The 22501-nt window shown below is 45.9% G+C and carries 22 protein-coding genes; 14 read left to right on the top strand and 8 right to left on the bottom strand.

Translation table 11 applies throughout. The features are described 5' to 3' along the window. The first annotated feature begins 282 nt into the window (after positions 1–282). The 4 genes from ACE04G_RS01780 to msrA all read left to right on the top strand — a co-directional run bounded on the left by ACE04G_RS01780 (position 283) and on the right by msrA (position 4310). On the top strand, positions 283–1746 hold the full coding sequence (locus ACE04G_RS01780; protein WP_449003426.1) for an RtcB family protein: 1464 nt from the start codon (positions 283–285) through the stop codon (positions 1744–1746). After that, entirely contained in the window at positions 1746–3050 is a 1305-nt protein-coding gene (locus ACE04G_RS01775) for an ATP-binding protein (protein ID WP_237176991.1), read from the top strand. Before ACE04G_RS01780 ends, ACE04G_RS01775 begins: the two co-directional genes overlap by 1 nt. Positions 3051–3358: 308 nt before the next feature. Further along, positions 3359–3616, top strand: a complete 258-nt coding sequence (locus tag ACE04G_RS01770; RefSeq protein WP_062835823.1) for a GlsB/YeaQ/YmgE family stress response membrane protein — start codon at positions 3359–3361, stop codon at positions 3614–3616. 178 nt (positions 3617–3794) lie between these two features. Then, complete coding sequence (gene msrA / locus ACE04G_RS01765; protein WP_405130666.1) at positions 3795–4310, top strand: peptide-methionine (S)-S-oxide reductase MsrA; 516 nt, start codon at positions 3795–3797, stop codon at positions 4308–4310. Positions 4311–4399: 89 nt separating this feature from the next. Here msrA and ACE04G_RS01760 read toward each other — a convergent pair whose 3' ends face one another. Together ACE04G_RS01760 and ACE04G_RS01755 are read right to left on the bottom strand one after the other, a co-directional pair. Further along, positions 4400–5212 (bottom strand): putative RNA methyltransferase, encoded by an 813-nt coding sequence (locus ACE04G_RS01760; RefSeq protein WP_486094116.1) that lies wholly within the window; start codon positions 5210–5212, stop codon positions 4400–4402. Positions 5213–5565: 353 nt separating this feature from the next. After that, positions 5566–6834, bottom strand: a complete 1269-nt coding sequence (locus ACE04G_RS01755) for a hypothetical protein (RefSeq protein WP_237176994.1) — start codon at positions 6832–6834, stop codon at positions 5566–5568. A 262-nt stretch (positions 6835–7096) separates the two neighbouring features. On the opposite strand from ACE04G_RS01755, the gene ACE04G_RS01750 reads away from it, so the two are divergent. The 3 genes from ACE04G_RS01750 (at position 7097) to ACE04G_RS01740 (ending at position 9410) form a co-directional block, all read left to right on the top strand. Next, positions 7097–7693, top strand: coding sequence for a restriction endonuclease (locus ACE04G_RS01750; protein ID WP_221824687.1), 597 nt, complete (start codon positions 7097–7099; stop codon positions 7691–7693). 120 nt (positions 7694–7813) lie between these two features. Next, positions 7814–8041: a hypothetical protein gene (locus ACE04G_RS01745; protein WP_339178692.1), complete on the top strand. Its 228-nt coding sequence runs from the start codon at positions 7814–7816 to the stop codon at positions 8039–8041. A 121-nt stretch (positions 8042–8162) separates the two neighbouring features. After that, positions 8163–9410 carry a DNA glycosylase AlkZ-like family protein gene (locus ACE04G_RS01740; protein WP_486094112.1) on the top strand — a complete coding sequence of 416 codons (1248 nt, stop codon included), beginning with the start codon at positions 8163–8165 and terminating at the stop codon, positions 9408–9410. Between the two features lie 181 nt (positions 9411–9591). On the opposite strand, the gene fabV is transcribed toward ACE04G_RS01740, so the two are convergent. Beyond that, complete coding sequence (fabV, locus tag ACE04G_RS01735) at positions 9592–10785, bottom strand: enoyl-ACP reductase FabV (protein ID WP_036617082.1); 1194 nt, start codon at positions 10783–10785, stop codon at positions 9592–9594. Positions 10786–10988: 203 nt separating this feature from the next. Between fabV and ACE04G_RS01730 the strand changes: the two genes are divergently transcribed. From ACE04G_RS01730 to ACE04G_RS01715, 4 genes are all read left to right on the top strand, one after another. Further along, complete coding sequence (locus tag ACE04G_RS01730; RefSeq protein WP_449003428.1) at positions 10989–12269, top strand: XRE family transcriptional regulator; 1281 nt, start codon at positions 10989–10991, stop codon at positions 12267–12269. 99 nt (positions 12270–12368) lie between these two features. After that, positions 12369–12602: a transcriptional regulator gene (locus tag ACE04G_RS01725; RefSeq protein ID WP_076329132.1), complete on the top strand. Its 234-nt coding sequence runs from the start codon at positions 12369–12371 to the stop codon at positions 12600–12602. 503 nt (positions 12603–13105) lie between these two features. Further along, entirely contained in the window at positions 13106–13522 is a 417-nt protein-coding gene (locus ACE04G_RS01720) for a hypothetical protein (protein ID WP_221824681.1), read from the top strand. A gap of 98 nt (positions 13523–13620) precedes the next feature. After that, positions 13621–14415, top strand: a complete 795-nt coding sequence (locus tag ACE04G_RS01715; RefSeq protein ID WP_339185444.1) for a hypothetical protein — start codon at positions 13621–13623, stop codon at positions 14413–14415. 97 nt (positions 14416–14512) lie between these two features. Here the strand turns inward: ACE04G_RS01715 and ACE04G_RS01710 are convergent, their stop codons facing one another. Together ACE04G_RS01710 and ACE04G_RS01705 are read right to left on the bottom strand one after the other, a co-directional pair. Beyond that, positions 14513–15328 carry a class I SAM-dependent methyltransferase gene (locus ACE04G_RS01710; RefSeq protein WP_036674482.1) on the bottom strand — a complete coding sequence of 272 codons (816 nt, stop codon included), beginning with the start codon at positions 15326–15328 and terminating at the stop codon, positions 14513–14515. Positions 15329–15401: 73 nt separating this feature from the next. Further along, positions 15402–16343 carry a helix-turn-helix transcriptional regulator gene (locus ACE04G_RS01705; protein WP_405130662.1) on the bottom strand — a complete coding sequence of 314 codons (942 nt, stop codon included), beginning with the start codon at positions 16341–16343 and terminating at the stop codon, positions 15402–15404. Positions 16344–16651: 308 nt separating this feature from the next. Between ACE04G_RS01705 and ACE04G_RS01700 the strand changes: the two genes are divergently transcribed. Continuing rightward, complete coding sequence (locus tag ACE04G_RS01700; RefSeq protein ID WP_339178678.1) at positions 16652–18085, top strand: glycoside hydrolase family 1 protein; 1434 nt, start codon at positions 16652–16654, stop codon at positions 18083–18085. Positions 18086–18244: 159 nt separating this feature from the next. On the opposite strand, the gene ACE04G_RS01695 is transcribed toward ACE04G_RS01700, so the two are convergent. After that, a complete protein-coding gene (locus ACE04G_RS01695) occupies positions 18245–18910 on the bottom strand; it encodes a phosphatase PAP2 family protein (protein ID WP_449003571.1) in 666 nt (221 codons plus the stop codon). A gap of 169 nt (positions 18911–19079) precedes the next feature. On the opposite strand from ACE04G_RS01695, the gene ACE04G_RS01690 reads away from it, so the two are divergent. Further along, on the top strand, positions 19080–19658 hold the full coding sequence (locus tag ACE04G_RS01690) for a hypothetical protein (RefSeq protein ID WP_449003429.1): 579 nt from the start codon (positions 19080–19082) through the stop codon (positions 19656–19658). 226 nt (positions 19659–19884) lie between these two features. On the opposite strand, the gene ACE04G_RS01685 is transcribed toward ACE04G_RS01690, so the two are convergent. Both ACE04G_RS01685 and ACE04G_RS01680 read right to left on the bottom strand, forming a co-directional pair. Continuing rightward, the gene (locus ACE04G_RS01685) at positions 19885–20670 is read right to left on the bottom strand and encodes an AraC family ligand binding domain-containing protein (protein WP_449003430.1); all 786 of its coding nucleotides are present in this window, start codon (positions 20668–20670) and stop codon (positions 19885–19887) included. Positions 20671–20689: 19 nt separating this feature from the next. Further along, positions 20690–21271 carry a LysE family translocator gene (locus tag ACE04G_RS01680; protein WP_449003431.1) on the bottom strand — a complete coding sequence of 194 codons (582 nt, stop codon included), beginning with the start codon at positions 21269–21271 and terminating at the stop codon, positions 20690–20692. A 206-nt stretch (positions 21272–21477) separates the two neighbouring features. Here ACE04G_RS01680 and ACE04G_RS01675 point away from each other — a divergent pair, with 206 nt between their 5' ends. Then, positions 21478–22485, top strand: coding sequence for a substrate-binding domain-containing protein (locus ACE04G_RS01675; RefSeq protein WP_237177005.1), 1008 nt, complete (start codon positions 21478–21480; stop codon positions 22483–22485). Positions 22486–22501 lie beyond the last annotated feature (16 nt).

Here is a 22501-nt window from a genome sequence, read left to right as displayed (position 1 = left end):
ATGTAGACACAATAGCATATCCGGCTCATCGTTTCATTGGCCTCATACGGTCGACATAGGGGATAGGCATATCGTTTAACGGGTTTATAATCGATATGCGTTCTTCGCTTATATTATAGCGATGGATGACAGACACACAGCATGTTTATGCGGATCTGTTCTCCGTTATTGTCATTCAGTAGAAGTCATGGGCGATTAGCCTATGGCTTTTTTTATTTTTATTTTACAGATGAGTCAGCAAACCGAATTTGCTGAACGTACAGGAAGGAATAATACACTTTTATGAATACAGAATTTAATTTATTTACTAATCCAGATGAAATCGCAGGCGGCTACCGGCATGAAGTAAAATTGCCTGCAGGCGACCTAACCGTATATGCGGCGCAACAGCTCTTCTCCTCGCTTGATTACAAGGTATTCGAGATGGCAAACAATAATCTGCAGATTCCGGGAATCTCTTATATGAGTTACACGCCAGACGTGCACGTCGGGGTAGGTACATGCATTGGAACGACAGCCGTGTGGGATGCGCAGAGCGGATACGTTTCTCCCTCCATCGTGGGCAGTGACATCGGCTGTGGCATGCGAGTGCATATGACGAACTTGCACAAGGACGAATTGAAAGACATCAAGCTCCGTCGCAAACTCGTCAAGGCCATTGAGAAAGTTTTGCCGATGGAGGCGAACCAGCGAGGTCATTACTCGGATATCAGATTGGAGCATATTGTTCGTAAAGGACTGCATGGTTTACCCAAAAAGTATATTCCAGACAGCTATACACCGAAAAAATCAACAGCGATGACACATGTGGAAAGCAGCAAGTTCAGTTACGATGAGGATGTGTTAAACCACGTTCCTGATATGACATGGCATCGTTCGCATCGTCAGCTCGGAACACTGGGTGGGGGGAATCATTTTGCCGAGATCCAGGCAATTGAGATCGCTGAAGAGAATCGTGAAATCGCCGAAGCTTGGGGATTGTATGATGGACAGGTCGTGGTCATGATTCATTCCGGCTCTCGTGCATGGGGTGGTTATGTAAGCCAGACGAGTTCTTCAGCGATTGCCAAAGTCATGCAGCGGCTTAACCTGGGTACATCCGATCCTAGACTGGTATTTGCTCCACTTGAGCATGCGGAAGGTCGTCATTATGTGAACATGATGTATTCTGCATTGAATTACGCTGTTGTCAATCGTCATCTGATTGCGTATGCTATTCGCGAAGCATTCCGGGATGTGTTTGGCTCCAAATGTGAATTTCGTACGTTATACGATCTGATGCACAACTATGCCTGGGAGGAATCTCACGCAGACCAAGGTTCCGTTTTTGTACATCGCAAAGGGGCGACACGTGCGTTGCCGGCAGGTCACCCGGACAATCCAAAGCCCTATCTGGCAACAGGGCATCCGGCGCTTATTCCCGGTTCCATGGGAACTGCTTCATATATCATGGTAGGTCAGCCGCAGGGTGCTGATAATTATTATTCAATATGTCACGGTGCGGGTCGCATCCGTTCACGGACGGCAACAAAACGATTGATTAGCGTGGAAGATTTTGCTACGGCACTGGGTGTGGGTACAGAAGATGAGATCGTGGTAAACCAACGCTCACTTGAATCCATTATTGATGAATCACCTCAGGCTTATAAAAATGTAGATGAAATTATAGACAGTGTTACCGGCGCAGGCCTGGCTCAAGTTGTAGCCAATTGCAAACCGCTTGTAGCGGTAAAGGGAGCGAAATAATGATAATAAACGAAAAACAAACAGATCCAACTCAAGCGATCTATACCTATGACGAACAACATGATACCCGAATTCGAGTGGAAGGGTACGCCATCTATTCAAGGCTGATTCGTGGAATCAGTGAGGCGCTCCATAAGCGCTATGGAGTTGAGTACAAGCTTTATGCCAGTTCTGACCCGAACAATGAATACTGGGAGTTACTCCGGGAAGACTTGCAAAATGGCAGTGACGAAGTGGAATTGGTAGCCCGTATATTCGAGGATCTGGAGCTTCAGACGTTGCATTACGACGATGATGGAGATATACCCACTTATGGTGTTCATTACTCCATTCGCAATAACGTATTTGCTTATCCGAAATGGGGCGTAGCACTTGTGCGGGTGCCATTTTTCCGAGATAACGGGATCTATAGTGAAGACTTTGTCTTTGCCATCGGTGATGAGGAGATGAAGCAATTTCTGGGAAGTGTCCGGGAACGGGAACGTCAGCAAAATATGAAAAAAGTAACGGTCTACACCGATGCCCGGAATGGCAGCGATCGTCATGTGGAATCCATCACTCGCTCCGTGGGAAGAGAGGATGTTGTTCTCTCGGCACAGATCAAGCAGGATATTTTCCGCTCGCTGGATCAATTTTTCGAAGCGGATCGTTCTTTTTACAGGGATTATGATATCCCGTACAAAAGAGGCATTCTATTGTATGGGCATCCGGGGAATGGCAAGACCACATTGGTAAAATCCATTGCGGGAAGTATCCCGGGCCCGGCTGCGTATTGGCAGATTACGGAGTATACCAACAGTGAATCGGTGCGTGAAGTGTTCGAGGCTGCCAAGCGGTTGGCACCCATGGTACTGATCATTGAGGACATCGATTCGATGCCGGATGAAGTCCGTTCCTTTTTCCTGAATACACTGGATGGTGCTACGTCGAAAGAAGGCATTTTCCTGATTGGGACAACGAATTATCCGGAGAAAATAGATCCTGGTCTCATGAACCGTGCTGGACGGTTCGACCGGGCTTATGAAATTCCGTTGCCAGATGAAGCGTTGCGCCTGCAATATTTGCGCCAACGAGGCTTCACCGTATTTGCGGGTGAAGAAGGCACGATAGAAGCAGCCCGCCTGACCGACACGTTTTCTCTTGCACAGCTAGGTGAGTTGTATGTGAGCGCTGCGCTGGAATGGCATCAGAATGGACAGACAGACATAGTGAAAGTCATTCAGTCGATGCGTGGCGAGCTGGACAAGAGCCATAAACATACTTGGCTGGCGCAGCCAGGTAAGGGCCGTGCAGGCTTTTATTGATCAGAGCTAACCCATCCATCCTATAATATGACGCACTTTTATAAATAATCCTACCTCAATTGGTGATACTAACCTTGTCTGCTCTAACATACAATGACTTTCGGGAGGTACATAACGCAGCCCTGAGCTGGTGAGATGCCGGAAAGTAACGCGATCTGTTCCATACCTGACTAAGGCTTGTTTTGCAGAGGGAGATGCATGGGGACAAAAGGTAATATGCAAAAATTTTTATGCCAATTGTTTAAATGCTTCTGTAGCGGTTAATAGTAGACAGACAACAACAAAAACTTTAATTAGAGGTGAATGATATGGGTTGGTTATGGTCATTAATTATCGGTGGTATCATTGGATGGTTGGCAGGTTTGATCGTTGGTCGTGACATTCCAGGTGGTGTTATTGGTAATATCATTGCCGGTTTCATCGGTGGATGGTTAGGTGGAGTAATCTTGGGCGATATGGGTCCTGAGATGGGCGGATTCCATATTGTACCTGCATTGATTGGTGCGATCGTTCTTGTAGCCATCGTAAGCTTGATCTTCCGTTCGATGGGACGTAGTCGCGGGTAACTTAATCAAGATAATTTCTTGCATTAGTTGTCAGCTAAATGTTTTACCAATGAAGAGGTTGATTGAGAGCCATAACCATGGCTTTCAATCAACCTCTTGTTGTTTTAAAATATAAGAATGTATGCGTAATTTAGCATCAGTAATCTATAGATCGTTTAGATAAGAGGGGATGAACGGAATGGAAAAAGCTACATTCGCCGGCGGATGTTTCTGGTGTATGGTTACACCGTTTGAAGAACAACCGGGCATTCATGGCATTATATCAGGTTATGCTGGCGGCCACGTCGAGAATCCAACATATGAGCAGGTCAAAACCGGGGAGACCGGTCATGTCGAAGTGGTTGAAATTACATTTGATCCAGATGTATTCCCTTATGAACGACTGCTGGAGCTATACTGGCCGCAGATTGATCCCACGGATGACGGAGGCCAGTTCCAGGATCGGGGGACACAGTACCGTACGGCAATCTTTGTGCATAATGAACGTCAACGTGTGCTTGCTGAACAGTCCAAACAGGAACTGGCAGCCAGCGGACGATTCACTCAACCGATTGTTACGGAAATTCGGGATGCAGCTATTTTCTATCCGGCTGAAGACTATCATCAGGATTACCACAAGAAAAACGAAAAACATTATAAGGAAGACCGTGCGTTATCCGGACGGGACGAATTTATCGAGCAGAACTGGAAATAATGCATCAGATCACATGAAAAGCCGGGAAAGTTCCAGTTGGAACTCGCCCGGCTTTTTGGCTGTATGGCGGCTAAAATCAGCCATAACGGTTATCTGATTGTTCCCACCAGTATTTCTACGTCAATGGTAATCTTCGACAAGGAAGCTTGAATGCTCGCCAGGGAAGATCCCGACCGATGCCAGGAAAGTGGTGTCATATGAACGAGTGAATCCAGCATGCTTGCGGTGACGGGCAGCGTGTAGGTCAGTGGAATGCTGGCGATGAGATGATGATGTTTGCGGAATCGGTCCAGCGTAAGTTCCCGGCCGTCTGCTCGATCAGGTCGATTCAGGAAAAGCATTTCTCTCAGTTCAATTAAATATTGTTCACGGGGGATGACTTTGATGATCCATCCCCCTTCTTTCAGAATTCGTCCAAATTCTTCATAGTTGGAAGGAGAAAATATATTCAGGATGATGTCCAGTTGACCTTTTGCAAACGGACTGCATGCCAGATCGCCGACAAACCAGATTTGCTGGTTGTAGGCAGAGGAAGCCATGGCAATGCCTTCTTTGGCAATATCGATGCCCCAGCCAACGGCTGGAGTATTCTGCGTAATCTGCTGCAGAAATGTTCCCTCTCCTGTGCCTGCATCCAGAATATGCACGGGATAGTTGATGTCAACGGAATAACGTGCGATCCACCTGCGTAGTACTTCGGTCAAAGGAGCATAAATACCGGTTCCCGATAAGATATTCCTTTTGGCTGTAAATAAACGTTTGTCATAGTTGCCCTTGAAGAAACGTGTCATGAAATTGATATAGCCTTGTCTTGCAAAATCAAAGCTATGCCTGGACACACATTGAATGCTCCCTGAGTTAATGGTTGCCATAGGGCTATGACAGATGGGACAGTTCAACATATGGATGTATGGATTAATAAGCGCAGCGCTGCGTTCTCTGCGATGGACTGACATGGAATAACACCCCATTCATTCAGATTTGGATAACTGAAGAAAAGGGCATAACAAATAAACCTCTGCACGAAATTCAAAAAAAGAGGTTTATGGCTATGCCCCAAGTTATCTGTATCGAATGAACTGAATAATCATAGGAAGGTTAAGCTCCTTTTGCCTATCAAGATTAGGGTGAAGCAAGAGAACGTTAATAGTATAACAGGATGAGAAGAAATGACAAGTAAGGGGAGCCAGGGGAATTTGAAATAAAAGAGCGCCCTGTCAACCGTTTAGGCGGTCATACAGAAGCGCTCTGTTCATTATTTTGCAGCAGCCTTTAATACATATTTGGACAATGTCTCATTGTTCATGGAATAGATGACATCATCGACATAGGTAGAGACACCTTCTAATGAAGGAACCGAGGCACTGGTAGTGTAGATATGCACGTCTTCCAGCTTCTGTGGATCAAGAATGTATCCTGTTTTGGCAAAATCAAGCTGGTACTGTCCATCCTGCGTCTGGTCCACACGCATAAGTGCAGGCTGTGCGTCCTTGAATGTACGCTCAGTCACTTTGCCTTTCATCGTGTACAATTCCAGCTTCTGCCCTGTAAAGACTGTATAACCGTTGCCAGCCGTCTGAATGTAGGCATCACCAGCAATGGCACGTCCCCAAGCAAGCTTTCCATCGACGCCAAAGCCCATCAGTCGGTTACCTGTGTTCTCCAAATTGGCGCGCATAATGATGGAGCCATCATCCAGAATGGCCAGGGATTCACCGCCGCCATCTCCTAATGTATTTGCATTGGCAGGGAATTGGTAGAAGGACAGACGATTCAACGTACGATCATAGATCTCCACTTTGGGATTTGCAGCTTGCTGCCAGAAGTTGCCTACCTTGGTTTGTTTACTGGCATCCACCACAATTCGACCATGATCAGCCTTAAGCACGCTACCGTTAATGGTCTTCTCGGTAATCAGCTTGCCCTTTTTGTCATATAACGAGATGGCTGAGCGAACTGAACCATTCGATTGTACGCCCTGACTTGAAGCAACCATCAGCGTATCGTTATCCAATAGGGATATGCTTGCAGGTGAATTCACCGTTTTGATCCAGTTGGTTTTACCGGATGTATTGAAAGAGTACAATTTTTTGGTTTTGTCCGAATATTCCATATACACATAAACCGTACCGTTGCTGGCATATACCGAATCGGAGTAGGTGGTATAAGGCCCACTTTTCTCATGGAATATTGTATTCCACTTCAATTGTCCAGTCGTAACATCGAATGCTTGGAGAGAGTCCAGTTGCCAGTCGAGTGTTGTTTTGCTGCTTGTTTTGGTCACGGGCTGCGAGGCATGCACATATACAAGATTTTTGGATGGCACGGCATGGATTCCCTTGATCATGACATCTTTCTCTGTATTAGCCTCAGATAACATCAGGGAAGATGACGTCCACGCAGGTTTCGGCATGGATTCGGTTGACGCAGCGGCGTAACCAGTTGTATTCATGGTGAAGAGGAGCATGCCACTCAGAATGAGGGCAGCCCATGTTTTGGACTTGTGTTTGGTCAATGTATGCAAGTGATAAACCACCTTTCTTCTTCGGTTCAAATAGAACCGATTGTTGAATTTTACCATTAAAGTCAAGCTGAATTCAACCGAACGTACTGTAACCTTTTATCATTGGTTTGTCGAAATCACTATGTTTCGTGAAGTATAAGGGTTACAGGGAATTCATCTTCTTTCGATGAAGGTGGAAGTCTGATATATTTAGTGCGGTGACAAGCCGTATCTGCGTAAGACGTTGGATAGAATATAGGAAATGACACAAGGAGAAGAATTTATGAACTGGAGTGAAAATGTGACCCTATGGGTCATAGGAATTATTGTCATATTACTACTGCTGGCCTGGATTATTCGGCGGGTTATCGGGCGCGGGCAGCGGATCCGAAGTGAAGCCAATCCTCGTAAGATCACAATAAAGGACATCGACAAAATGGAGGATGGTTCGGAATTTGAATTATATCTCTATCATTTATTCGAAGAGCTCGGGTACGATGAAGTTCATAAGACGACGAGCAGCCGGGATTTCGGGGCAGATCTGGTGTTTGTTGATAGACTTGGCAGACGAAGTGTTATACAAGCGAAGCGATATGGTGCGAACCATCCCGTAGGGTTGAGTGCTGTGCAGGAGATATATACATCGATGCGTTATTATGAAGCCGACCGGTCGATTGTATTAACGTCCGCCCGTTACACCGAAGCCTGTCGTACGCTTGCAGCGGTTAATGGAGTGAAGCTGCTGGACCGGGAAGACCTGATAGAGTTAATTTTGTTGTTCAAAGCCAGAAGAGTAGACGAAGCATTGGAACTGATCGAAGAAGATGATCATGAGCCAATCGAGACGTGGCAGTCCCGGCGAAAGCGACAATCCCGCTAAGGTACTCGGTGGAAGTCTTCTTAATTATGTATATGCCCATTCCAGTAGGAAGCACCTTCACTTGTGTAGCTGCACATGATATATTGAGTGTATATCAACCAAAGGAGTGTGTGATCCATTATGGCACGTACACAAACACAAAAAGCATTACGCAAAGCAGAGCGGTCAGGTCAATGGTGCTTGGAACAGAGCCGAAGAGTTAACGGAGATTATGGTGCGTTATCCCAGCATGTACGGCTCATGCCTACGAAGCAGGAAAAATTGCAAAAGGTCAAACACAAGAAGCAGATCATCCAGGATGGTGGTGCTTCTTTTTATTTTGTCCATAAGGAACGGATTGCTGGATAAGTAAGACATTGAATTCTTTCTTTGGTTGGAAAGTAATCATGTGGACTGTTAAAATCAATGTATCTTGATAAATTGGACTATAAAGCCTTGTATATATGAATGAAGGGAAGAACCTATACATATGACAACAGCGCTGCGCATGAATAAAAAAATCGTTCGGCGTTTTTTGCTGCAAACGCAAGCTTTACTGGGACGTTGGCCCGCAGTTTCCTTACCTTCAGGACCGGACCAAGTTTTGAGTATGATTCGCTCCCTTGGTTGCGTGCAGATCGATCCTGTGGCTGCTGTAACCGGAAACCAGCATTTGGTGTTGGGGGCTCGTGACCCTGGTTATACTGCTGACAGCTTAAATACACTGCTGAGTGATCACAAGGTGTTTGAATATTTTGCAAATGCTGCCTGTGTCATTCCAATGGAAGACTATGCTCTCTTTGAACCTGTGCGTGCTCGATTAAGGGATCGTCTGGCTCCGTCCCTGCAAGGTCTGGAGAAAACAGTGCAGCATGTGTTACAACGTTTGAAGGAAGAAGGGCCTTTACCTTCAAGAGCCTTTCGTGCTGTTGAGCGGGTAAGTGGTTATTGGGACAGTGCAGATGTGCCAAAGACGAAGGATACCACACTTGCTCTGAATTTACTGTTAGACTCCGCTGTGATTCGTGTGGTGGCGAGGCAGGGGAATGAACGTTATTTTCATATTACCGAATCCGGATTGCAACAACAGGGACTTACAATAAAAGAAGACATCGATGTGTTGGCCCAGAGACAGGCTCTGCTGGATAAATACATTCATGCGTATCGTGTCGTAGATGCCCGTGATCCCCGTCTGGGTTGGCTGAAATCTACAGCGGCTGAACGTCGAGCCGATATTGCTGCCCGTGTGTCAGATGGGCGAATGATCCCGCTTAAGGTGGAGGATGTGGCCACGCCTTATTATATTCGTGCTGAAGATGAGGATTTGCTGCTGCACATGGAAAGCGAAGAGCCACACTATGATCCGTCAGGCCCGGTCCGTTTCCTGCCGCCGCTGGACAACCTGTTATGGAGAAGAGAACGTATTGTTGATTTATTCGATTTTCATTATAAATGGGAGATTTATACCCCAGAGGTGAAAAGAACCTATGGTTATTATGCCATGCCTATTCTTCACGGTGATCGGTTGATTGGACGTATGGACCCACGACTTGATCGCAAAACTGGAGTACTTACCGTTCGTTTGTTATCGATGGAAGAGACTGCTCCACCTGTGGAGGAATGGATCACGGATTTTCGGGAGGGGCTTCAATTCTTTGCGTCCATGCATGGAGCACGTTCCATTACTATAGAGAAGACGGTACCAAAAGAGCTGAAAAAGCTGCTTAAATTGATTTGATTAGGGGAATACGAAAGGATGTATGGATACGGAAATTGGAATTGTTGAGTGATTTTAAAAGGGCAAAAAAAAGGGGAGCCAGATGGCTCCTCCTTCATTGATTTTAAAATCCGATCTTTAACATGATATCCGCAAGTTAGCTCTAACGAAAATCTAAGCTCACGTCCACGCCAAAACTTCTTTAGTTCACCAGATGAGGCATTTCAACGTTGGGATCAACATCTGCTTCATAATCCACACCATCGGTTTCAAAACCAAACAGCTGGAAGAATTCGCGACGGTAACCTTCCAGATCGGACAGATCGTAGATGTTCTCTGTGGTCAACTCATTCCAGAGCTTCGCCACTTCTTCCTGAACGTCAGCTCTCATCTCCCAATCGTCAATGCGAATACGGCCTTCGGCATCGGTTGGAACTTCTCCTCCCGCATACAAGCGATCAGCGAACAGACGTTGCAATTGCTCGATGCATCCTTCATGCAAGCCTTTTTCTTTCATGACTTTGTACAATGCTGAGATGTACAACGGCACCACTGGAATTGCCGAACTGGATTGAGTCACCAGCGCCTTGGCTACAGTTAAGTACGCACGTCCACCTTTGGCACTCAAACGATCATTCAGCTTGTGTGCAGTCGCTTCCAGATGATTCTTGGCTTGACCGATGGAACCATCACGATAAATGGCATGCGTAAGTTCAGGACCGATATAAGAGAAAGCGATGGTTGTTGCATCATCGGCAAGCACGCCGCCTTGTTGCAGGGCATCCATCCACAGTTCCCAATCGTCTCCACCCATAACGGTTACCGTCTGACGAATTTCCTCTTCGTTTGCCGGTTCAAGGGTAACGGAGCTAATTTCGCCTGTGTGGAAGTTCACCGTTTTGTTCGTGTAGGATTGTCCGATAGGCTTCAGCACAGAGTTAAATACTTCACCCGTGTTCGGATCGGTACGGCGTGCCGAGGCTACGCTGTATACGACCAGATCGACTTGACCGAGTTCACTGCGAATCAGTTCAACGGCTTTGTCTCGTGTTTCGTTTGCGAATGCATCACCTGTAACGCTGTACGATTTCAGGCCTGCTTCTTCAGCGGCTTTTTCGAATGCAGCGGAGTTGTACCAGCCTGCAGAAGCCGTACGTTTCTCTGTGGAACTGCTTGGACGATAAATGCCGACTGTATTCGCTCCAGCTCCAAAGGCAGAAACAACACGTGACGCGAGACCGTATCCGGTGGAAGCACCGATCACGAGCACATTACGCGGTCCTTTCAGCTCAGGCTGGGATTTCACATAATCAATCTGTTCCTGCACTTGCGCAGCGCAACCTACAGGATGGGAAGTGGTACAAATAAAACCACGTGTTCTTGGTTTAATAATCATTTATTTGCATCCTTTCATATTCAGCTCATGTTTCAGCATTTCGATAAAATGCTCTTACACATACTTTCTTATTGTAAAACAATTACCTCGGAAACGGAAACCGTTTCGTTTGATTTCGCCGGAAGGGTGGCGTGATATCTCTAATTTTGCGATGATGTGAATAGAATGTACTCGCTTGTTAGGATAGAAAGGACAGGGATACCATGCTGAAGGAACGCATTGAACTGCTAAGCAAAAGAAAACAAATCTCCCGTAAAGACCTTGTGGAAGGTCTGGTCACGCAGGCCCACTTTGCCAATATCCTGGCGGATCGTTATCCTCTACCTGAGGACTTGGCAGAAGCCATCGCCGGGCGTCTTGGGGTATCCCCTTCCTATATTCTAAAAGCTGCGGCTCAGGACGAGGAAACAATTGAACGGGCAGAGGTCGTTTTCGAACAAATGTCTGTTCCAGCGTCGGCGATATCCGAAGATACGGTGCATGCACTGGCAGATCGGGATGACACGTTGACCGTTGAGCTGACAACGGCCTTGATGAAGGCGGTCTATTATCAGCAATTAAACGATGCAACGGCTCATGAGTATATACATACCTCCTACCTCAATTTTTACCTGGAGAAATACGGTCGCCCAGACGATATTGATCTGCCGCGTCCGTTAGTCAAGGCACTTTTATTCTATAAAATACAATATTATCGTTCCAAAATGGCTTTTGTGGATGTACTAACTCATGCAACCAGGCTCAGTGAGCTGGCGCTTCCTGGCAGTGAATTCTGGTTGTCTGTGCAAAATATCAAGATGGAAGCCTACATTCAGGTCAAACAGTATGAAGAGGCAAAACAGGTATTCGAGCTTACGATGCGTCATGTCTATGATCAGCGGATGTTCCATCGGTTGTCTGGGTTATATGTGGCATATAGTGGTTATTGCTTCGCAATGGGGCTGGTTCAGGAGGCGCTCTCGGCATTAACCATGGCGGAGGCAAACCTCGTGTATGCTGGCAACCAGGGAGATCTGGTGACGGCGATTGCCAACAATCGCATTGTCATGCTGACGATGAAAGGTGAACTGGATCAGGCACAGGCGGAGATTGAACGATTTGAATCGTTATTGCAGCAGGAAACGGAAGAAACACAGATCGCCATGCAGCCGCTCGTCAGTGTGTATCGATGCGAAGTGGCCCTGGCAAGGAAGAACTGGGGCGTGCTCGCGCAGAGTGTAGATCAACTCTTGAAATGTGCAACAACACAGAACCAGCAGATGAGCGCAACCTTCTACCAGAGCCATCTGGCTCTTGCGCATGGAAATCGGGATGTTTTCATGGAACGTGCGCTTGCGTGTCTGCCTTATTTTGAGTCCGCGCAGCATGTCATGCGGCTTGAGCCGTTATATGAGGGGATGGCCGTAGTATCGGAGGATCAGCGGAAATACAAGGAAGCGGCGATGTATTATCGGAAGCTGGTCTACCTGTTACGCAAAAAATAGAGCGGAAATCAGCTTGGATTTACCCATAAGAGTATATTCATGCTGGCAATGGACCACGCTTAAGGTTAAATATTATCTAATGCGGGAGGTCATCGCTTCTTGAAATTTGAACTAGGACGTTGCTTACTGAGTGAACGATTGATGGAATCCGGAAAGTCAGCAGAATGGTTGGCAAAAGACTTACTTTTTAAACCGGAACGAGTTTACGACTTTATTGAAAACAAAAGAGTGATGCCACTCAAAATTGCCATATCGATCGCCGATTCCATCGGTTGTGATGTTCGTACCTTGTATGAATTAATACCGAACGACAATGAAATAAAAGGAGATTAATGGAGTAAGTGGCAGGTTGCATTAAGGCTACCACTAGTCCGTCTGGAGGTTCGAGAAAGCTTAAAGTTATGTTTTTGGCATGATTTTGTGCATTGCCGATGGATTTGGCACAAAATATGGCTACCAATCGTGAAATGAAGATCGGATCAGTAGATCTTTTTTTGTGAAATTAGCATCATTCCTTACTAAAGAGGCGATCATCCCGTCATTCAATGACCGGATTTTTCGTTTTTTTTGTATGCCGCCAGAAGGGTATTCAAGGACAAGTCACGGTGTTTATAATTTAACTATAAATACGTGTTCAAAAAGTCTGGTTTTCAGTACCGAGAAGATGGAATGAAGATAGAAATGGAGTAGCGGAGCGTAGGAGACCTACGTGAGCAACGGACATTTCGGCTGAATTTCATATTCGATGCTGATGATGCCGCTAGGCATGATTCGTAATCAAAAGTGGACTTTTTGAACAACTTCTAAAAACAAATAAAACAAATGAGGTGTTTGATATGGGATGGTTCGGTAAAAAGAACAAACAGGAAGATGCAATTGCTAAAGCGGATAAAATGATGAATAAAGGACTCACGGGCATGATGATGAAAGGTTTTGTATCAAAGGAACATCGGGAGGCGATCAACCAAAGTCTGGATTCGGCAAAGCAGGCACAGTTGGCGGCGAGTGGTTCTCTGCCTTTAACGGCAACAGCAACGGTGGTGACAATCACCGATACAGGCAAACTGATCAACTTTGATCCGATTGTTGTGCTTGTATTGGATGTGACCGAAACGAATGGTAACCAGTATCAGCGGACATTGGAGACACTGGTGTCCAAAATGCAGATTCCACGAGTAGGCGATCGGGTGGGATTAGGTCAGAATCCAGCAAATCCGTCCGAGCTGATCTACATGGGGCTATTGTCCAGCTAGAAGGTATTTGGTTATAAGACGTCATAATCTATTTAGATAATGCTTATAACAACGTTGAATAGAGATATTAAGAAAAGGATTAAGAGAGGGTGGATCATATGGTGGGATTTCTGAGATTCATTGGCGTATTAACTGTATTCGGGGTGGGGTTCTCCCCATTTCTGGCACAGCAGCTGTGGAATGATCCGTTTATGATTATGCAGGCATGGTGGTACACTCCGGCGATCTTTGCCGGGTTTGCACTGATCTTTGTTCCTGCGATTTTGAGCAATATTTTTGGCGTAGGTCGAGTAAGGACAGGTTTACCAGCAGTGGGAGTCATTAAGACAATACAACTGACGGGGACGTATATTAATGAACAACCTGAGGTTCGATTGGGTCTGACGGTGTCGCGTAAAGGGCGAGAGAAATACGATACCGAGATGAAAAGCGTCATTCCACTGACCTCCATGGCACAGTTTCAGCCGGGCAGTTTTATTCCGTTAGTTGTCTCCGTAAAGGATGAGCGCAAGGTAGGGCTTGATATGAAGGGGCAATTATCACAGGAGGATATGCAGCAATTGCTGGATGAAAAGATGGTACAGCAAGGGGTATCACCTGAAATGATGGATATTGCAAGAACAGGGGAAAAAGCGATGGCCAAGATCCTTGATGTCACTCCACTTGGGAGTGGAGGCACTAATAAGATCAAGCTTCAGCTCAAACTCAGCATAACGAAAACGAACGGTGAAACCTTCATTGTGACAACGCAAAAAGAAATTTTATCATCTGCGCTGCCCCAGGTGCAGCAAGGTCATATCATTAACGTCATTTATTCAAGACAAGATCCAACAAAATTGGTGTTGGCATTGAATGTACAGGAGCGACAATTAAGTGACTTATTCTCTTCCTGAGGATGTAGACAAAAGGAGGTCCTACAGATCATGTTTATGACGTGTAGGACCTCCTTTTTCATTTGGTATGTATAGAGATACAAGGAACGGACGGTTTTCAAACAATACCAAGGCGCATGCGATAAGAAAAGAGTACTTTTCTGGATTCTCCATCAAATACACGATTAGCCAGCGCTCTGAACTCGTCAGCAGCTGTTAATAGATCATCCGCTCCGAGCTTCAACGCCGTTTGCAGGCCGCCTTGGCTCAGGGCGAGATTGACATATCGATCGGCTGTGAATGTCTCGTGGTGATGAAATACGATTTCCCGAACATATCGGAACAGCCCGGACTGCTGAATCTGCTGCAAATGCCCATCCTTGCTCCATTTGTGTGCCTGACTATCCTGGGGAGCCAGACTGGCTGCTCGTTGATCTGCTTCCTTATTCAGCTGCAGATAGGCTTGTTCTAACTGCCAGTCTAACATTGGCGGCCAGTCACAATCGTAGGCTGCAAATATGCCCCCTGTACGAAGTACACGTGCAAACTCGCGTAGTGTGGGTTGCGGCTCCATCCAGTGAAACGATTGCGAGCAGGTCAGCACATCCACACTGCCATCTGGTAGTCCAAGGTCGTGAGACAAGCCGGACACAAACCGCAGGTTATCCGGCTTCCCGGCAGATTCCCACTTGGATTCAGCTACAGACCTCATGTCATCGCTGGGTTCAAAGCCGATGATACGTTCAGCTTCATTAAGCCAGATCCACGAGGATAAGCCGGTGCCACAACCAATATCTGCGACCATACGCGGTGTGCTGCCAAGATATGTCGTTAGAATATCCACCACTTCAGTGGGAGCAGCTGGTCGGTTCTGATCGTATAACGTACCAAAACCTTTGAAACGTTCCACATTGTTGCGTCTAATGTCTTGCATGAATAAACCTCCTTCGGTCAGATGGATGACGGAGAGTCAGCTGTGATCAAAAGTTGTATAGGCCTATATTATATCATTCATGGTTGGGAAGTTTGTTCATGACGTTCTGCAAATGTTCAACGGCTTTGATATGACGTCTGAGCAATTCCTGTCCAACATGAACAGGCTCAATTACGGTCAGCTCGGAACCAAATGACAGCAGGAAGGAGTAGAGCCATTCCCCTACATTCAGTTCGAGAGAAACACGGAGCCTGCCATCAGGCTCTTTTTTAATGAGGGAGGGTTCGAAAAAATCATACACTCGGTATGCAATATTGCTGGAGAACGAGAGTGTAAGAGGAGTCAGGACAGGAGCTGCTTCTGATTCAGGGTCGTTTGATCCGGCAGTAACAGAGTGATCGTGTTTTCTCGTTAGAAAACTCAATTGGGTGATCCGTTTCATTTTGAATGTCTCGAATTCTTTCCGCTCAGGATCATCATGAATATAGCCTTTGAAGTACCATGTACTGTTTTTGAATATAAGTTTCTGTGGCTCCACGGTCGGAATGCTCTTCTCACCATCCGAATTAACATAATGAAACGTAATCAGTTGATTCGTTAATATAGCCTGCTTCACCTGATTGAACAGTTCTCTCTCCTGCAGAGGGATGCTGCCCCATGGTGAGAAATTGAATTCGATCCAATCCAGCTTGTGATCAAAAAGGGCGGTTAACCGTTGGAGCATATGGGCACTGTTAAGATGGGGGATCGCACTGATGCTGTATAGTCCCATCAAAATTTCATTCTGGTCTTCTTCTGACAACAGGGACTTGTCCATGACATAGTTGTCCATCAGATGGATACCGCCATGCTTGCCGGTCGTTGTATAGACGGGAATGCCCGCAGCACTCAACCGATCGATATCACGATACACCGTGCGTACAGAAATCTCGAACATACGGGCGAGTTCGGGTGCGGTGGCTTTCTTTTTCTCCAATAACAAAAGCAACATTCGAAATAGTCGGTTATTTTCCATGCTCTTATTATACCATGACAATAGGTGTCAGGGTATGGGTGGTACACTGGTGTAAAAGTCTTACCAAGACATTTTGACTCAGTCTTATAATTTGTTCTTCATTTATTGCGAAGTAGTGAAGGGGACGATATCGATTCTGAAGAAACGAAGTGTTCGCATTTATCATGGGATTTTTCCATTTAGAAATGGGAATAAAAGAAATCCGAGGATAACAGCGATCAGAAGAACGATTCGTGACCGGAACGGCTACTCGCATAATATCAAGCACTTTATATCGAAATGAGTTAAATATGAAGGAGGAACTGGTCATGACAATGAAAGAAGGATTTTACTGGGGTGGCGCAACGGCTGCCAATCAATTCGAGGGTGGATGGAACCAGGGTGGCAAAGGGCCAAGCACGTCGGACATGATGACAGGGGGAACTCACACGATTCCACGCCGGATTACGCCTGTATTGGAAGAGGGCACGTATTATCCGAGCCATGAAGCGGTTGATTTTTACGGACATTACAAAGAAGATATTGCCATGATGGCAGAGATGGGCTTCAAAATGTTCCGCATGTCCATCAACTGGTCCCGGATCTATCCGAACGGTTACGATCTGGAGCCAAACGAAGAGGGATTGCAGTTCTACGATAACGTCTTTGCCGAGTTGAAAAAATACAATATTGAGCCGCTCGTAACAATCTCCCATTATGAAACGCCATTTGGTCTGACACAGAAGTATAATGGCTGGGCTTCCCGTGAAGTCATCGACTGTTATATCCGCTATTGTACAACCCTCTTTAATCGATACAAGGATCAGGTCAAATACTGGCTAACGTTCAACGAAATCAACTGTCTGACGATGCCGATGGGTGCTTATATGGCTGCAGGTATTCTGTTTGAAGGTAAAGAGACACTGGTCGACGGAGTGGATGATCCACAGACTCGTTTCCAGGCATTACATCATCAATTCATTGCCAGTGCCAAAGCGGTGAAGCTGGGACATGAAATCAACCCTGATTTTCAGATCGGCTGTATGGTCGCTTTCATGACAACCTATCCAAACACATGTAACCCGGACGACATGTTGCTCGCACAGAAGAAAGACCAAATCTCCAACATGATCTGCGGTGATGTTCAGGTTCGTGGAGCGTATCCTGGATTCGCCAAACGTTTCTTCGCCGAAGAAGGCATCCAGATCGAGATGCAACCAGATGATGAACAGACCCTGCGTGACGGCTGCGTAGACTTCTACTCCTTCAGTTATTACATGTCTTTGGTTGAAAGTGCAGACGAGTCCCTCGAGAGAGCAGAAGGTAATCTGCTTGGCGGTATCAAAAATCCATATCTCGAAGCCTCCGACTGGGGTTGGCAGATTGATCCAAAAGGACTGCGTTACACGCTGAATCATCTGTATGATCGTTATCAGATTCCACTGATGGTGGTTGAGAACGGTCTGGGCGCTGTTGATGTGGTAGAGGAAGATGGCACCATTCAAGATGACTATCGCATTGATTATTTGAAAGGTCACATTGAGCAGATGAAAGAAGCGGTAGCTGACGGCGTAGATCTGATTGCCTACACCATGTGGGGATGTATCGACCTGGTTAGTGCATCCACTGGAGAGATGAAGAAGCGTTATGGCTTCATTCATGTCAATAAAGACAACGACGGTAACGGAGACTTGAGCAGAACACCGAAGAAGAGTTTCCACTGGTACAAAAAAGTTATCGAATCCAATGGTGAAGAGTTATAAATTGGTGTAAAAAAAAACAGATCCGTCTGTTCGCTTAAATGGGACAAGCGGATTCATGTATCTGAACGAGTTCAGGACTACTATAATGAATATAGAAATACCCGGTTATCCTTCAGTTAAGGAAAGCCGGGTATTTCTTTGTGTAAGCGCTGGTGGCGGCTATGCCAGTCTTCTGCTTTGCAGTTGGGACATGCGCTCCAAATGCCGTCGATAAAACCATATACATATGGAGAGCCAGCAACCACTCAAGAAGTATCCGCCTACGATATCACTTGGATAATGCACCCCCAAGTAGATACGACTTATCCCAATGGTAAGTATAAATACGGCGCTGGCAACAATCATCAGCACACGTCCGGTGACGGTGGGTACATGTTTCCAGATTAGAAAGGCCAGTCCACCGTACAGGCTAAATGCTGCCATAGAATGCCCACTGGGGAAGCTATAGCCGCTCACTTCGATAATCCGGTTAATGGTAGGTCTGGCACGCTGGAATACCAGCTTGAGCAATGCATTTAACAGGGTTGAACCTAGGAGCACACAAGCCAGGAAGAGCAGTTCGCGTTTGTGTCGCAGGAAAATGTATAACACAATCATGGCGATGATGGTAATGAAGACCACTGGCATTTCGCTGCCGATCCAGGTGAAAAGGTGCATGAATTGTGTCATACCAGGGGATTCCAACCCCTGAATCCATCCGATTAAGGTATCATCAAATCGATGAATTTGGTTGTCGCTGATGGACAGGGCGATGCTTACAAAAGCGATCATGCATAACGCTGCAACGAGCAGCGGGAATGAGATATTCTTTTTCCAGTTGTGCATCAAATGTTGAGTTCCTCCGTGATGGTTGATTTTTGTAGGTTGTGTCTGCGAATGCGAACATAGCCATATTGGTTTTGTGCTATAATTTTACAATAAATATTGCAGCAATAAAAATATGTAACCTTAACACGGTTGTTTGAGCAGAGAATCTAATAGGGGAGTGGGCGGAATGAAACGACGGTTGGTGATGTGCATGTTGGTCTTACTGTTGGTTATGTCAGGGTTAGCTCTATTTCCCGGAGAGAAAGTGTATGCTTGCAGTTGTGTCGAGAGTGATGCTCAAGAGAGATTGAAGACAAACACAACTGTATTTACAGGAGAAGTGGTGAAGAAGGGACGTTCTCAACAGTCTAAGCATGATGGCTTATTAAGAGAGTATACCTTTGATGTAGATACTGCATGGAAGGGGGTTAATGCCAAAAAGATGAAAATTCTCACGAGTGACGGTGGTTCTGAGTCCTGTGGCATTCAATTTGAAAAGAATCAGTCCTACCTGATCTATGCTTATCAATATGAAGTGGATCATAAGCTTCATACGAATCTGTGCAGTCGCAATGTTCCAATTGAACAAGCCGGAGACGATCTGAAATTGCTGGGTGCGGGAAAGCTTGTAAGTAAAGAAGATTTTGGAGAAACCAATGATGGTGGTGGGCGAAGTGGGCCTCTCTATCTCATCTTATATGGCGGAGTCATTGTATTGGCAGCTTTGGCAGTAGTGTGGACCTGGAGACGAAAGAAAAGAATCTGATTGCAGGTCTGATATAAATTAAACTAAACATTTACACAAAACGGAGAGGACAGAAAGAACCAGAAGAAGCGTAGCGTTCGCCTAAAAGCTTTCTGAAAGAAAGCTGCATCGGAAGCATACGCTATCCCCGGATTTTCCCTTTATAAAAAGGGATCAAAAAAATCTGGGGATAACAGCGATCAGAAGGTTATTCTGTCATCGGAGTGGTCAATGTATATTCTTTAGTTCATTTTTTATAGTTCAGCTGCAACATGTATTCATAAGCTGTGACACCAAATACCCGTTTGAAATGTCGGTTCAGATGGGTCAGATCAACGAATCCGCAATCGGCAACAGCAGCATAGACGTCCTTGTGTGTTTCGATGGATTGACGGGCACGCTCTACTTTGCAGTTTAAGAAAAACTGGTAGGGGGATATGCCTGCATGTGCCTTGAATTCACGGATAAATTGAAACTTGGACATGCCAAATTCGGAGCTTAGGTTGTCCAGCTTGAGCACATCTTCAGTGCTGCAAAACATGATTTCCTTGGCTTTGCGGACCAGATTGTCCTGAGGCAACCAGAGCTTGGTGTCCATCTCCTTCTGAGCCAGCAGGTGAACCAGATCGAAGACCCGTTCGCTGCACTCGGCTTCGTCCTGTCTGAGTTGAACGGCGTCGTTCAGCATCAGGATCTTACGTGCAAGCTCGGGATCATAGACGATGGGACTTCCAAAACGCAATTCCTTTTTGCCTATAATCTCCTCTACCAAATCCGGCTTCAAATACAGCATCACATAGTCAATGCCAGCCTTATCATAGGAACTTCCATCATGGGACTGTTCACGGTTGAACAACATGACACCATTTTGGTGAGACGCCTGATATTGTCCGTCCAGGTTGTATTGTTGAATGCCACGCAGGGTTACGCCAACCGCATACTCTTCATGGCAATGTTTTTTGTATGCAAAATCAGTAAAGCTGGCGGATAGTGCCAGCACGTCTTGCGACTTTTTATAGTTAAACCGTTCCATGCAGCACACCTCCCAAGCTTTAGATTAATCCGGATACTATAATGGCTGAGTATAACAAAAAAAGGGCCATGAGAATACTCAGTAATTTTTGGTGGCGATTCAGCAACGTTTTGAAAACCGTGCCAAAAACAACCCAACTGGAATAGGCCAGGAATCCAATGAAGGTAATTAACACCACGAACAGGAACGAAGAAAATGAACTTTGATAAAAGGGCAATACATAACTTGGAATGACAGTGAAAGTAAACAAGACTACCTTTGGATTCACAAATTGCATGATGAAACCGTTCCAAAATCCGGTAACTTGTTTTGGTGCATCCTCCGTGGTACCCATCTTGTAGATCTGGTACGCCAGATACACCATGTACAGGCCGCCGACAATCTGCATCACCTTCAGAATTCCGGGTAACACTCCCGCAAGAAGCTGATTAAGAAAAGCTGAAGCGGTAAGCAGCAGACCAAATGCCAGCGTAGCTCCCCACACATATTGCATCGTTTGACGTGCCCCAACGTGTTGTACGGAAGAAAGAATTACGATATTGCTGGGGCCGGGGGTGAATGTAACAACGATGCAGTAGATTAAAAAAGATGCAAGATTCATAGTGATGATGCTCTCCTCAGGTTGTAGTTTAGTTCCATGATCATACGTCCAGAGGGAGAAACCATATAGTACATTATTGCAGCAGGTACACCGTTAGCAACAGGAGCTTCCTTTTAAAAGATAAGGGGGAGTTTTCTTTTTGAATGATTGCGTTTACAATTTAAACGAAGTACAAGGTGATCAGACAACTTGAGGAAGTGAACGGAATGAAAAAAATGCTGCTTGTTTACATTTTGCTAATCTCAGCATTTGCGTTGTATGTGTTGAGATTCGAATACACCAGTCAGGTAAACAGTTCTTGGGAGGACCGGGGGCTGCGCGGCGATATCGGAGAGACGTATATCATGATTACATTCCAGTCCGGGCTGGAGTATTGGAAGAGCCCGCTCAAAGGCTTCGAGGATGCCGCGGATGCACTTGGTGTGACCGTAGAATATCGCGGGGCTACCCGGTATGATGCGAAGGAGCAGACCATGGTGATCGAGCAGGCTATCGCTCGTAAACCCGCGGGCATTGCCATATCTGCAATCGATCCACAATCGTTAGTTCCAGCGATTAACAAGGCAATCGACGCAGATATCCCTGTTGTATTATTTGACGCGGATGCACCTGCTAGCCAGGCCTATTCTTTTCTTGGGACAGATAATTACAAGTCAGGTGTAATAGCTGCTGATAAAATGGCTGAACTGCTGGGTCGTGAGGGAGAGGTCGCGGTATTAACCTTGCCTGGGCAACAGAATCATGAAGAGCGCACGAAGGGCTTCCGCGATACGATCAAGGAGAGATACCCTTCCATGCAGATCGTTGAAGTTGCAGACGGACACGGTGATGCGATGGTATCCAGAGATGAAACACAGAGAATGATGAAGGAACATCCCGAGCTGGCGGGTATTTTTGTGACTGAAGCTACTGGAGGGGCAGGAGCGGGGGAAGCCGTTCAAACTGCCGGGGACAGACATCCGTTGCAGATTATTTCGTTTGATACAAATAAGGCTACATTGGATATGATCAAGAACGGTACAATCTCAGCTACGATTGCACAGGGAACCTGGAATATGGGATATTGGTCACTCCAATATCTGTTCCATCTACATCACCAGTTAACGGTTCCTGCCCCATCTTCATCCGGTGAAAATGCACCGCTTCCCGTGATGGTGGACACAGGCATCTCTGTGGTGACACGCTCGGATGTGGATGATTACTATGCCAAATAACAAGGAGGATTTTAAG

The organism is Paenibacillus sp. AGC31, from assembly GCF_057334655.1.
This window is presented reverse-complemented; position numbering and strand designations above follow the sequence as displayed.